Origin of the sequence: Actinomadura sp. KC216, assembly GCF_004348535.1 — a bacterium.
Taxonomy (GTDB): Bacteria; Actinomycetota; Actinomycetes; order Streptosporangiales; family Streptosporangiaceae; genus Spirillospora.
This window is the reverse complement of record NZ_SMJX01000061.1, coordinates 1-12072: the sequence shown is the minus strand read 5'-3', so window position 1 is coordinate 12072 and position 12072 is coordinate 1. Positions and strand designations below refer to the sequence as shown.

Below are 12072 nucleotides of genomic sequence, written 5' to 3'. Positions count from 1 at the left end.
GCCAGGCATAGCTTCGCGGGCAGAAGATCGGGAGGACGGACGGTCCGCGGGAGGAGAGCGAGCGATGAAGGCTGAGCACTATGTCGGCGGGGTGTTCCGCTCGGACGGGCCGTCCTTCCCGCTGATCGCGCCCGTGGACGGATCCGAGCTCGGCACCGTCCCCGAGGCCACGCGCGAGGTCGTGGACGACGCCGTCACCGCGGCTCAGCGGGCACTCCGCGGCCCCTGGGGGGCGACCGGCGCCGAGGAGCGGGCCGCCGCGCTGAGGGCCGTCGCCGACGGGATCCAGGCGCGGTTCGACGAGTTCGTGGACGCGGAGGTCGCCGACACCGGCAGGCCCCGCGACTTCGCCAGGACCGTCGACGTCCCCCGCGCCATCGGCAACTTCCGCGCCTACGCCGACCTGCTGTACGGGCGCCCCGAACGCGCCTACACGACCCAGGTCCCCGGATGGAGCGCGGGAACGGGTCAGGCCCTCAACTACACGGTGCGCCGCCCGCTGGGCGTCGTCGCGATCATCTCGCCGTGGAACCTCCCGCTGCTGCTGTCGACCTGGAAGATCGCGCCCGCGCTCGCGTGCGGGAACGCGGTCGTGCTGAAGCCGTCGGAGGAGACGCCGTCCACCGCGACGCTGCTCGCCCGCGTGATCGACGACGCAGGGCTTTCGGACGGCGCGTTCAACCTGGTCCACGGGCACGGCCCGGCCGCCGCGGGGGAGTTCCTCACCGGCCACCCGGGCGTCGACGCGATCGCGTTCACCGGCGAGTCCGCCACCGGCGCCGCGATCATGCGCAACGCCGCCGACCACGTCACGCCGGTCTCGTTCGAGCTGGGCGGCAAGAACCCCGCGCTCGTGTTCGCCGACGCCGACCTCGACGCCGCCGTGGACGGCACCGTCCGCTCCTCCTTCACCCACTCCGGCCAGATATGCCTGTGCACCGAGCGCGTCTACGTCGATCGGCCGATCTTCGACGAGTTCGTCGTCCGGCTCGGCGAGCGCGCGTCGGCCCTCGACGGCTACGGCCCGATGATCTCCGCCGCCCACCGCGACAAGGTCCTGTCGTACTACCGGCTCGCCCGTGACGAGGGCGCGACGGTCGTCGCGGGCGGCGGCGCCCCGGCCTTCGGCGACGAGCGCGACACCGGCTTCCACGTCGAGCCGACCGTCCTGACCGGGCTGCCCGAGACGGCCCGCACCGTCCGCGAGGAGGTCTTCGGCCCGGTCTGCCACGTCGCGCCGTTCGACACCGAGGACGAGGCGCTCGCCCTCGCCAACGACAGCCCCTACGGGCTCGCCTCCACGGTGTGGACCCGCGACCTGTCCAGGGCGCACCGCGTCGCGCCGCGCGTCGAGACCGGGATCGTCTGGGTGAACTGCTGGAACCTCCGCGACCTGCGCACCCCGTTCGGCGGTGTCAAGGCGTCCGGGATCGGGCGCGAAGGGGGAGAGTACTCCCTGGACTTCTTCTCCGAGCCCGTGAACGTGTGCATCCAGATCTGAAGGCGAGCCCAGTGACAACCGAGATCGACACCGCGGCCGAGCGCATCCTCGGCGCCCACGCCTCGGGCGTGCCGTGCGAGCCCGTCCGCGACCTGATCACCACGGCGGAGGACGCCTACGCCGTCCAGGACCGGCTGACCGAGCGCTGGCTCGGCGAGGGCCGCCGGCTCGCCGGACGCAAGATCGGCCTGACGTCGCGGGCGGTCCAGGACCAGCTCGGCGTGGACAGCCCCGACTTCGGGATGCTGTTCGCCGACATGGCCGTCCCGGACGGCGCGGAGATCCCCGCGGGCGCGGTCCTCCAGCCGCGCGCCGAGGCGGAGGTCGCGCTCGTGCTGGAGCACGACCTGACTCACGAGCGGCACACCGTCGCCGACGTGATCCGAGCGACGGCGTTCGCGCTGCCCGCCATCGAGGTGGTCGGCAGCCGCGTCCGCGACTGGGACATCACGCTCGCCGACACGGTCGCCGACAACGCCTCGTCCGGCCTGTACGTGCTGGGCGGCCGCCCGGTCCCGCTCAAGGACGTCGACCTGCGGCTTTGCGGGATGGTGCTGGAGCGCCGCGGCGAGCAGGTCTCGACCGGGACCGGCGCCGCCTGCCTCGGGCATCCGCTGAACGCGGCGCTGTGGCTCGCCGACACGCTCGTCCGCGTCGGCCGCCCGCTGCGGGCGGGCGACACCGTGCTGACCGGCGCGCTCGGCCCCGTCGTCCCGGCCGTGCCCGGCGACGTGTTCGAGGCCCGCATCGACGGGCTAGGCGACGTCCGCGCCGCTTTCGGCAAGGAGGAGGGCTGATGGTGGACGTGGACATGCTCGCCGAGCGCCTGGACAAGGCCGCCCGGGACGCACTCCCGGTGGCGAAGCTCACCGACCGCACCCCGTTCGACGTGCCGACCGCCTACGCCGTGCAGCGCGCCGGGATCGAGCGGCGCCGCCGCCGGGGCGAGCGGCTCGCCGGGGTGAAGATGGGCTTCACCAGCCGCGCGAAGATGGCGCAGATGGGCGTGGACGACGTCATCTGGGGCCTGCTCACCGACGCGATGCTCACCGAGTCGGCGGTGGACGTGTCGACGCTGATCCACCCGCGGATCGAACCGGAGATCGCCTACCTGATCGGCCGGGAGGTCCGCTCGCCCGCCGAGGTCGAGTCGGCCGTGACCGGCGTCGCGGTCGGGTTCGAGGTGCTCGACTCCCGGTACCGGGACTTCAAGTTCACCCTCCAGGACGTCATCGCCGACAACGCGTCCGCCGCCCGGTTCGGGGTCGGGGCCTGGCACCCGCCGCGCGACGTGTCGAACATCGGCCTGCTGATGGAGATCGACGGCCGTGCCGTCGAGACGGGCAGTTCGGCGGCGATCCTCGGCGACCCGGCCCGGTCGCTGCGCGCCGCGGCCCGGCTCGCGCTCGGCGCGGGGATGAAGCTCGAACCCGGCTGGATCGTCCTCGCGGGCGCGGCGACGGCGGCGGTCTCGCTGCCGAAGGGCGCGCACGTGCGCGTCACCGGTGCCGGTCTTGGCAGCGTGGAGGTCACGGCATGAGTGGCGGCGATGCGATCCTCGTCGAGGGCAAGGCCGTCCCGCGCGGACGGTTCCCGCACGTGAAACGGGCCGGCGACCTCGTGTTCGTGTCCGGGACGAGCTCGCGCCGCCCCGACGGGACGTTCGCCGGGGCGAGTGCCGACCCGATGGGCGTCACCGACCTCGACATCCGGGAGCAGACCCGCGCCGTCATCGAGAACGTCCGCGACATCCTCACGGCCGCCGGAGGCGACCTTCGCGACCTCGTGAACGTCACCACCTACCTCGTGAACATGAACGACTTCGGCGGGTACAACGAGGTCTACGGCGAGTACTTCGACGAGACCGGCCCCGCCCGCACCACCGTCGCGGTGCACCAGCTCCCGCACCCGCACCTGCTCATCGAGATGTCGTGCGTCGCGCACATCCCCACAGATCGCATCACCGATATGGAGGCCGGAGCATGACCCTGCCGCAGCTGTCGTTCGGACGGCCGTTCAACTTCGAGTCGTGGATCGACGAGCACCGCGACCTGCTGAAGCCGCCGGTCGGCAACGTCCAGGTGTTCGACGACGCGGGCCTGATCGTCATGGTGGTCGGCGGCCCGAACCAGCGGACCGACTTCCACGACGACCCGAGGGAGGAGTTCTTCTACCAGCTCAAGGGCAACATGGTGCTGCGCGTCATGGAGGAGGAGGGCCGCCCGCCGGTCGATCTGCAGATCAACGAGGGCGACATCTTCCTGCTGCCGCCGCACGTCCGGCACTCGCCGCAGCGGCCGGAGGCCGGGTCGATCGGCCTCGTCGTGGAGATCCCGCGGCCGGAGGGGGAGCTTGAGGCGTTCGAGTGGTACTGCACCGGGTGCCACCACCTCGTGCACCGCGCCGAGCTGCAGGTCCGCTCGATCGTGGACGACCTGCCGCCCGTGTTCCAGCGCTTCTACGACGGCGACCGCAAGTGCCCGAACTGCGGCGCCGTCCACCCTGGGAAGCTGTGGCCGGAGGCCATGGTCCCGGCCACCGAGACCCGGGCGTGACGAGGGTCCCGTGACGGTCATCGACGTCCACACGCATGTCTTCCCCCGGATCACCCGGCGGGAGGGCGCCCTCCTCACCGGCGCCGGGCAGCCGTGGCTGCGCGTCGACGGCGGCGGCACCGGAATGATGATGAGCGGCGACGACGAGTACCGCCCGGTCGGGGAGGCGCTCTGGGACCCGGCCCGCCGCCTGGCCGACATGGACGCGGCCGGGGTGGACGTCCAGGCCGTCTCGTCCACCCCGCTGATGTTCGGCTACGCCGCCGAGCCGGGCCGCGCCGCCGACTGGTGCGACCTGGTGAACGAGCGCATCCTCGCCTTCTGCGCGGGCGCGCCCGACCGGCTGCTCCCGCTGTGCCAGGTCCCGCTGCAGGACCCGGCGCTCGCCTGCGACGTCGCGACGCGCGCGAAGGCGGACGGGCACCGCGGCGTCCACATCGGCAACCACGTCGGCGAGCGCAACCTCGACGACGAGGGCATCACCGCGTTCCTCGCGCACTGCGCCGACCTCGGCCTGCCGGTGCTGGCGCACCCCTGGGACATGTTCGGCGCGGACCGCATGCGCGGCCACATGCTCCCGTGGCTGTGCGGGATGCCCGCCGAAACGCAGCTCAGCATCCTCGGGCTGATGCTGTCCGGGGCGTTCGAGCGGATCCCGCCGTCCCTGCGCCTCTGCTTCTGCCACGGCGGCGGCAGCTTCGCGTTCCTGCTCGGGCGCGCCGACAACGCCTGGCACCGCCGCGACATCGTCCGCGCCGCCTCCCCGCGCCCGCCCTCGCAGTACGTCGACCGCTTCCACGTCGACTCGGCGGTGTTCGACCCGCGCGCCCTGCGCCTCCTCGTGGACGTGATGGGCCCGGAACGCGTGATGCTGGGCACCGACTACCCGTTCCCGCTGGGCGAGATGGTGCCGGGCGCCACGATCCGCGACTGCCCCGGCCTGGACGACGCGGAATGCGCCCTCATGCTCGGCGGCAACGCGCAGCGGTTCTTCGCCGCCGCCGTCGAGGAGGAGGAACTGGTCACCGAAGGAAGCACCCCGTGAACGCCGAAGAGGAGGCGCGGCGGCTCGACGCGAGCGATCCGCTGCCCACGCTGCGCGGCGAGTTCTTCGTCCCGCCCGCCCCCGGCGGGGCCTACGGCGAGGCCGCCTACTTCGCCGGGAACTCCCTCGGGCTCCAGCCGAGGACCGTCGCGGACCGGCTCCGCGAAGAGCTGGACGACTGGGCCCGCCTCGCCGTCGAGGCCCACACGCAGGGCCGCCGCCCCTGGGTCGACTACCACGAGCTGGCCCGCGAGCCCACGGCCCGCCTCGTCGGCGCCCGGCCGCACGAGGTCGTCGCGATGAACTCCCTGACGGTCAACCTGCACCTGCTGATGGCGAGCTTCTACCGGCCCGCCGGGACGCGCACCCGCATCGTCATCGAGGACGCGGCGTTCCCGTCCGACTCGTACGCGGTCGCCAGCCAGGCCGTCCACCACGGCCTCGACCCGGCCGCGACGGTCGTGCGCCTCACACCGCGTCCCGGCGAGGAGAACCTGCGCACCGAGGACGTCGTCGCCTACCTGGAACGCGAGGGCGGCACCGTCGCGCTCGTGCTGCTCGGCGGCGTCAACTACCTGACCGGCCAGCTCATGGACATGCCCGCGATCACCAAGGCGGGCCGCGCCGCCGGGGCCGTCGTCGGCTGGGACCTCGCGCACGCGGCCGGGAACGTCCCGCTGCGCCTGCACGACTGGGACGTCGACTTCGCGGCCTGGTGCACCTACAAGTACCTCAACTCCGGGCCGGGCGCGGTCGCCGGGTGCTTCGTCCACGAGCGGCACGTCCGGGACGCGTCCGTGCCGAAGCTCTCGGGCTGGTGGGGCACCGACCCGTCCGTCCGCTTCCGGATGGACCCGGACATCGCGCCGCCCGCGTCCGCCGACGCCTGGCAGCTGTCCAACCCGCCGATCCTGGCGCTGGCCCCCGTGCTCGCCTCTCTGGCGATCTTCGACCGCGTCGGCATGGACGCCCTGCGCGCCAAGAGCGAGCGCCTGACCGCCTACCTGGCGGCGAGACTGGCGCCCCTGAACGGCCTGGAGATCATCACCCCGCCCGATCCGGCGTCCCGCGGCGCCCAGCTCTCCCTCCGGGTGAGCGACGCGGGCGCCCTGGTCCGGCGCCTGGCCGCCGAACACGGCGTCATCGCGGATGCCCGCGAGCCCGACGTCGTCCGCCTAGCGCCCGTCCCGCTCTACTGCACCTTCCACGACTGCCACCGAGCCGCCGAAGCCCTCGCCGCCCTCCTGTAGCGGCGTCCCGGCGCGCGCCTGCCCGGGCGGGGTGCGGGGGCGGAGGGCTCCGGCGGAGAGGGTCATGAGCGCGACGACGCAGGTGATCATGGCGAACGCGGCCGGGTAGGAGAGGGCTCCCGCCGTCCAGCCGGTGACGGCGGGAGCGGTCAGGCCGGACAGGTAGGTGATCGTCGCGACGCCCGCCACGCCCTCGCCGGCGCTCGGGCCGGTGTCGGCGGCGGCCGCGAAGACCAGCGGCAGGACCGTCGCGACGCCGATGCCGAGCAGCGCGAATCCGGCCATGGCGGGCACCGGGGCGCGGGACGCCACGACCAGGACGCCGCCGAGCACCGCGACCGAGCCCCCGCACCGGACCGCCTTCGCCGCGCCCAGCCGCCGCACGAGCCGGTCGCCCGCCAGGCGCGCGCCCGCCATGCAGGACATGAAGATCGTGAAGCTGGCGGCGGCCAGTCCGGGGCCCGCGTCCGCGACCTCGGTCAGGTACACGGCGGTCCAGTTGGCGCTCGCGCCCTCGGCGAAGGTGCCGCAGAACCCGACGAGGCCGATGCCGAGGACGGCCCGCGTCGGCAGCGCGTAGCGGCGCGGCGCCGGGACGCCCTCGGACGGCCGGTCCGCGAGCAGCCCGCGCCCGGCGGCGAGGGCGACGGCGAGCAGCACGGCCGCGAACAGGCCGAGGTGCAGCCGGGCGTCCACCCGGTTGTGCGCGGCGAGGATGCCGGCGCCGCCCGCGCTCAGACTGCCGACGCACCACAGGCCGTGCAGCCCGGTGATGATCGGGCGCCGCAGGTGCTTCTCGACGGCGACGCCGTGGGCGTTCATGACGATGTCGCACATGCCGGCCGCCGCCCCGTACAGCAGCAGCGCCGCGAAGAGCCAGCCGGGCGCGGGTGCCAGCGCGGGCAGCGCGAGGACCGCGCACCACGCCGCCGCCAGGATGCGGATCGCCCGCCGCTCGCCGATCCGGTGCGCGAGGCGGCTCGCGGTCGGCATGGCGGAGAACGCGCCGATGGACGGGCACAGCAGGGCGAGCCCGAGGACGGCCGGGGAGAGGTCGAGCCGGTCCTGGATCCACGGGATGCGGGTGGCGAGCGTCCCGGCCACGGCTCCGTGGACGGCGAACACGGCGCCGATGGCGCGGTGCTGAGGGTTCATGGCTCCAGAAACTAACAGGTAGGCTTCCTGATGAAAAGCGCAATAGGCAGGAACCCTGATTAATATGGGGGCGTGAAGACCGCCGACCCGACGATGGCCCGCGCGATCAACGACCGCCTCGCGCTCGACCTGCTGCTCGAGCGGGGCCCGCTGACCGCGCCGCAGCTGCGCGCGCTGACCGGGCTGTCCCGGCCGACCGTGTCCGACCTGATCGAGCGGCTCCGCGCCGGGGGGCTGATCGAGATCGCCGGGGAGACGGGCGCCGACCGGCGGGGCCCGAACGCGCGCCTCTACGGCCTCGTCGCGGGCCGCGCGCACGTGGCCGGGGTGAACCTGCGGCGGGACGCCGTCCACGTGGGCGTCGCCGACATCGCGGGGAACGAGACCGGCTCCGCGTCGCGCCCGCTCCCGGCGGCGCCGGATCTGGTCGCGCTCATCGCCGGCGCCATCGCGGAGGCCGCAGGCGGGCGCGTCCCGCACACGGTGGTGCTCGGCACGCCCGGCCTGATCCATCCGCGTACCGGGCTCGCCACCGACAGCGGCGTCCCCGGCTGGCGTCCCGACCTGGGGCCCGCGCTGGCGGAACGGCTGGGCGCGCCGGTCACGCTGGAGAACGAGGTCAACCTGGCGGCCATCGCCGAGCACCGGACGGGCGCCGCCACCGGACGCGACGACTTCGCCCTCCTCTGGATGGCCGACGGGATCGGCGCCGCCGTCTTCCTCGACGGGCGGCTCCGCCGCGGCGCGTCAGGCGGAGCGGGCGAGGTGGGCCTGCTCAAGTTCGGCGGGAAGGACTTCTGCGACCTGATGGCGTCGGGCGCCGTCCGCGACCTCGCCCCCGAGGCGTTCGCCGACCGGATCGTCCAGGGCGTGTTCGCGCTGGTCGCCGTCCTGGACCCCGGGCTCGTCATCCTCGGCGGCGCGCTGGGCCGCGCGGGCGGCGACCGGCTGGCGGGGCTGGTCGCCGAGCGGCTCGGCCGGATGTCCCCGGCGGCCACCGAGGTGCGGGCGGGCGGCGTCGAGGGCGACACCGTGCTGCGCGGCGCGGTGCTGACCGCCCTCGACCTGGCCCGCGACGACGTGTTCCGCTAGCCGCTAGAACTCCTTGGGCAGCCGCTCGCCGGTGCGGAGCCGGTCGAGGCCGAGCCAGATGAACTCCCCGGCCATCTGCTCGGCGACCTCGCGCGGGGTGTCGGGGTGCTCCAGCCACCACGAGACCATCGACAGCATCGACCCGTACATGAGCGGGACGAGCAGCCGCGCCCGCCGCTCGTTCACCTCCAGCGCCGCCCGCGACAGCTTCGGGTCGGCGCGGCGGCGGCGCAGGAGGAGGTCGGCGAACGCGGCGCCGAGCCGGTCGCGGAGCTCGCGCAGCTCCAGGCCGACCTCGGGCTTGTCGAGATGCCGGACGAGGAGCGCCCACGCGTCCGGCTCCTCGGTGGCGTAGTCGAACAGCACCCGGATCATGGCGCGGATGCCGGCCGCCGAGCCGTGCGCGGCGAGCACCGCCGCGTTCAGCCGTCCGGTCAGCTCGGCGACGACCGACTCGGTGACCTCGGCGAACAGCTCGTCCTTGGACGCGAAGTGCTGGTACAGCAGCGCCTTGGAGACCTGCGCCGCCGCCGCGACGTGCTCCATCTGCGTCAGGTGGTAGCCGCGCCTGCCGAACTCCGCCAGCGCGACCTGGAGCAGCTGCTCGCGGCGCCGTGCGTGCGGCATCCGCCGCCGCCCGGCAGGTCCCGCCTCGCCAGGGCTCATGCGCCGGTGTACTTCCCCAGCTCGGCGCGCGCGACGGACCGGACGTGGACCTCGTCGGGGCCGTCCGCCAGCCGCAGCGTGCGCAGGCCCGCCCACATCGCCGCGAGCGGCGTGTCGCCGCTGACGCCCGCGCCGCCGTGCACCTGGATCGCCCTGTCGACGACGTCCAGCGCCACCCGCGGCGCGATCACCTTGATCGCCGCGACCTCGGACCTGGCGGCCTGCACGCCGTGCTTGTCGATCAGCCAGGCGGTCTTGAGGGTGAGCAGCCGGGCCTGCTCGATCGCCATCCGGGACTCGGCGATCTGCGCCCGGACCACGCCCTGCTTGGCGAGCGGCCCGCCGAACGCCTCCCGGGACAGGGCGCGCTCGCACATCAGCTCCAGCGCCCGCTCCGCCACGCCGATCGCGCGCATGCAGTGGTGGATGCGGCCCGGGCCGAGGCGGGCCTGGGCGATCGCGAAGCCGCCGCCCTCCTCGCCGACGAGGTTCTCCACCGGGACGCGGACGTCGGTGAACGTGATCTCGCAGTGGCCGTGCTGGTCCTGGTAGCCGAACACGGGCAGCGGCCGGACGACGTCCACGCCGGGCGTGTCCATCGGCACGAGCACCATCGACTGCTGCCGGTACGGGTGCCCGTCCGGGTCGGTCTTGCCCATCACGATCATGATCTTGCAGCGCGGGTCGGCGGTGCCGGTGATCCACCATTTCCGGCCGTTGATCACGTAGTGGTCGCCGTCGCGCTCGATGCGGGTGGAGATGTTGGTGGCGTCGGAGCTGGCGACGTCGGGCTCGGTCATCGCGAACGCGCTGCGGATCTCGCCGTCCAGCAGCGGCGCGAGCCACCGCTCCTTCTGCTCGGGTGTGCCGAACAGGTGCAGGACCTCCATGTTCCCGGTGTCGGGCGCAGCGCAGTTCGTCGCCTCGGGGCCGAGCTCGGGGGAGCGGCCGAGCGTCTCGGCGAGGGAGGCGTAGTCGGTGACCGAGAGGCCGTGCGCCGGGTCCTTGCTGTCGGGGAGGAACAGGTTCCAGAGGCCGCGCTCGCGCGCCTCGACCTTGAGGTCCTCGACGATCCGCGGGACGTGGTGCTCGCGGCCCTCCGCCCGCAGTTCCTCCCGCTGGGCGGCGTAGACGGGCTCGGCGGGGTAGACGTGGGCGTCCATGAATTCCTGGAGGCGGCCGTGGTACTCCAGGGCCTGCTCGCTCAAACCGAAGTCCATTCCGTTACCGTAACTGACGAGTCAGTTACTTCACGAGGGAGCCCCCACCATGCCTGCGTTCGACGGATCCGGGAAGGTCGTCCTGGTCACGGGCGGGTCCAACGGCATCGGCGCGGCGGTGGCGCGGCGGCTCGCGCGGGACGGCGCCCGGGTCGTCCTCGCCGACGTCGACGCGGAGGCGGGCGCGGCGCTCGCCGAGGAGCTGGACGGCGCGTTCGTCCGCTGCGACGTGCGCGAGCCCGGCGACAGCGAGGCGGCCGTCGCCGCGGCCGTGGACCGCTTCGGCGGCCTGGACGTCGCCTTCCTCAACGCCGGTGTCGCGGGCGGCGGGGGAGTGGGCGACGGCTTCGACCTCGCCGCGTACCGGCGGGCCATGGGCGTCAACCTCGACGGCGTCGTGTTCGGCGTGCACGCCGCGCTGCCCGCGCTCCGCGAGCGCGGCGGCGGCGACATCGTCGCGACCGCCAGCATGGCCGCGCTCACCGCGACGCCGTTCGACCCGGTCTACGGCGCGAACAAGGCGGCCGTGGTCGGGCTGGTCCGCGCGCTCGGGCCCGCGCTCGCGGGCGAGGGCGTCCGGGTGAACGCCCTGTGCCCGTCGTTCGCCGACACCGGCATCCTCGCCCCGCTGAAGGGGCATCTCCAGGAGACGGGCTTCCCGATCCTGGACGTGGACGACGTCGTGACCGCGTTCATGCGGATCCTCGACGCGGACGGGACGGGCGAGGCCTGGTACGTGGTGCCGGGCCGTCCGTCCGAGCCGTTCCGGTTCCGCGGCGTCCCCGGCCCCCGCTGAGCCGGATCAGCCGGTCGGCCCGGGTCAGCCGACGAGGCCGTTCTCGTAGGCGTAGACGACGGCCTGGGTGCGGTCGCGGAGCGCGAGCTTGGTCAGCACGTGCCCGACGTGCGTCTTGACCGTCTGCTCCGCCAGCACCAGCTCCGCGGCGATCTCGGCGTTGGACAGGCCGCGGGCGATCAGCCGCAGCACGTCCAGCTCCCGCGGCGTCAGCGCCGCCGTCGCCTTCGGGCTCGGCCGCTGGTGGCGGCGCCGCCGCGCGAAGTCGCCGATCAGCCGCCGGGTGATGGACGGCGCGAGCAGCGCGTCCCCGGCCGCCACGACCCGCACGCCGTTCACCAGGTCGGCGGCGGACGCGTCCTTCAGCAGGAACCCGCTGGCCCCGGAGCCGAGCGCCTCGTACACGTACTCGTCCAGGTCGAACGTCGTCAGGACGAGGACCTTCGGCCGCGTCCCGGCCGGGTCGGCGTCCGGGCCGCTGTCCGTCCTCGGTCCGCCGACCAGCTCGGCGGTGGCGGCGAGGCCGTCCATCTCCGGCATCCGGATGTCCATGACGATCACGTCCGGGTCGAGCTTGCGGGCCAGCTCCACCGCCTCGCGGCCGTTGCCCGCCTGCCCGATCACCTCGATCCCCGGATCGGAGGACAGCAGCGCCGCGAGCCCGTCGCGGATCATCACCTGGTCGTCGGCGATCAGCACCCGAATCGTCACACGACAACCCTACGGTCCGTCGAGCGGAGCTCGTCCGTGGAATGGCGGTGGGCGGGGGCTGGAGGACGGTCCGTTGAGCGG

13 protein-coding genes are annotated in these 12072 nt (G+C 73.9%); 9 read left to right on the top strand and 4 right to left on the bottom strand.

Annotated elements, in window-relative coordinates; genetic code table 11:
• The first annotated feature begins 64 nt into the window (after window positions 1–64).
• Genes E1264_RS13495 through kynU form a run of 7 tightly spaced genes read left to right on the top strand, consistent with a single transcriptional unit; the run spans window position 65 to window position 6351 of the window.
• Entirely contained in the window at window positions 65–1501 is a 1437-nt protein-coding gene (locus E1264_RS13495; protein WP_132173212.1) for a 2-hydroxymuconic semialdehyde dehydrogenase, read from the top strand.
• Window positions 1502–1512: 11 nt separating this feature from the next.
• Window positions 1513–2298 (top strand): fumarylacetoacetate hydrolase family protein, encoded by a 786-nt coding sequence (locus tag E1264_RS13490; RefSeq protein ID WP_243710916.1) that lies wholly within the window; start codon window positions 1513–1515, stop codon window positions 2296–2298.
• On the top strand, window positions 2298–3041 hold the full coding sequence (locus E1264_RS13485; RefSeq protein ID WP_132173210.1) for a fumarylacetoacetate hydrolase family protein: 744 nt from the start codon (window positions 2298–2300) through the stop codon (window positions 3039–3041). The genes E1264_RS13490 and E1264_RS13485 overlap by 1 nt, the downstream gene beginning before the upstream one ends.
• Entirely contained in the window at window positions 3038–3487 is a 450-nt protein-coding gene (locus E1264_RS13480) for a RidA family protein (RefSeq protein WP_132173208.1), read from the top strand. The genes E1264_RS13485 and E1264_RS13480 overlap by 4 nt, the downstream gene beginning before the upstream one ends.
• Window positions 3484–4056 carry a 3-hydroxyanthranilate 3,4-dioxygenase gene (locus tag E1264_RS13475; RefSeq protein WP_132173206.1) on the top strand — a complete coding sequence of 191 codons (573 nt, stop codon included), beginning with the start codon at window positions 3484–3486 and terminating at the stop codon, window positions 4054–4056. The genes E1264_RS13480 and E1264_RS13475 overlap by 4 nt, the downstream gene beginning before the upstream one ends.
• Before the next feature lie 10 nt (window positions 4057–4066).
• A complete protein-coding gene (locus E1264_RS13470) occupies window positions 4067–5101 on the top strand; it encodes an amidohydrolase family protein (RefSeq protein WP_132173204.1) in 1035 nt (344 codons plus the stop codon).
• The gene (gene kynU, locus E1264_RS13465; RefSeq protein ID WP_243710915.1) at window positions 5098–6351 is read left to right on the top strand and encodes a kynureninase; all 1254 of its coding nucleotides are present in this window, start codon (window positions 5098–5100) and stop codon (window positions 6349–6351) included. The genes E1264_RS13470 and kynU overlap by 4 nt, the downstream gene beginning before the upstream one ends.
• Here kynU and E1264_RS13460 read toward each other — a convergent pair.
• On the bottom strand, window positions 6277–7506 hold the full coding sequence (locus E1264_RS13460) for an MFS transporter (protein WP_132173200.1): 1230 nt from the start codon (window positions 7504–7506) through the stop codon (window positions 6277–6279). The two genes, kynU and E1264_RS13460, sit on opposite strands and share 75 nt — an antisense overlap.
• Before the next feature lie 72 nt (window positions 7507–7578).
• Between E1264_RS13460 and E1264_RS13455 the strand changes: the two genes are divergently transcribed.
• Complete coding sequence (locus E1264_RS13455) at window positions 7579–8598, top strand: ROK family transcriptional regulator (RefSeq protein WP_243710914.1); 1020 nt, start codon at window positions 7579–7581, stop codon at window positions 8596–8598.
• Window positions 8599–8601: 3 nt separating this feature from the next.
• Here the strand turns inward: E1264_RS13455 and E1264_RS13450 are convergent, their stop codons facing one another.
• The gene (locus E1264_RS13450; RefSeq protein WP_132173198.1) at window positions 8602–9264 is read right to left on the bottom strand and encodes a TetR/AcrR family transcriptional regulator; all 663 of its coding nucleotides are present in this window, start codon (window positions 9262–9264) and stop codon (window positions 8602–8604) included.
• On the bottom strand, window positions 9261–10484 hold the full coding sequence (locus E1264_RS13445; protein ID WP_132173196.1) for an acyl-CoA dehydrogenase family protein: 1224 nt from the start codon (window positions 10482–10484) through the stop codon (window positions 9261–9263). The genes E1264_RS13450 and E1264_RS13445 overlap by 4 nt, the downstream gene beginning before the upstream one ends.
• A gap of 49 nt (window positions 10485–10533) precedes the next feature.
• Between E1264_RS13445 and E1264_RS13440 the strand changes: the two genes are divergently transcribed.
• Window positions 10534–11280 carry an SDR family NAD(P)-dependent oxidoreductase gene (locus E1264_RS13440; protein WP_132173193.1) on the top strand — a complete coding sequence of 249 codons (747 nt, stop codon included), beginning with the start codon at window positions 10534–10536 and terminating at the stop codon, window positions 11278–11280.
• A 24-nt stretch (window positions 11281–11304) separates the two neighbouring features.
• Here E1264_RS13440 and E1264_RS13435 read toward each other — a convergent pair whose 3' ends face one another.
• On the bottom strand, window positions 11305–11991 hold the full coding sequence (locus E1264_RS13435) for a response regulator transcription factor (RefSeq protein ID WP_132173191.1): 687 nt from the start codon (window positions 11989–11991) through the stop codon (window positions 11305–11307).
• Window positions 11992–12072 lie beyond the last annotated feature (81 nt).

Coding starts and splice junctions, on each gene's coding strand:
- E1264_RS13450 (WP_132173198.1), bottom strand. CDS start 9,264: ATGAGCCCTGGCGAGGCGGGACCTGCCGGGCGGCGGCGGATGCCGCAC.
- E1264_RS13495 (WP_132173212.1), top strand. CDS start 65: ATGAAGGCTGAGCACTATGTCGGCGGGGTGTTCCGCTCGGACGGGCCG.
- E1264_RS13445 (WP_132173196.1), bottom strand. CDS start 10,484: ATGGACTTCGGTTTGAGCGAGCAGGCCCTGGAGTACCACGGCCGCCTC.
- E1264_RS13440 (WP_132173193.1), top strand. CDS start 10,534: ATGCCTGCGTTCGACGGATCCGGGAAGGTCGTCCTGGTCACGGGCGGG.
- E1264_RS13475 (WP_132173206.1), top strand. CDS start 3,484: ATGACCCTGCCGCAGCTGTCGTTCGGACGGCCGTTCAACTTCGAGTCG.
- E1264_RS13480 (WP_132173208.1), top strand. CDS start 3,038: ATGAGTGGCGGCGATGCGATCCTCGTCGAGGGCAAGGCCGTCCCGCGC.
- E1264_RS13485 (WP_132173210.1), top strand. CDS start 2,298: ATGGTGGACGTGGACATGCTCGCCGAGCGCCTGGACAAGGCCGCCCGG.
- E1264_RS13460 (WP_132173200.1), bottom strand. CDS start 7,506: ATGAACCCTCAGCACCGCGCCATCGGCGCCGTGTTCGCCGTCCACGGA.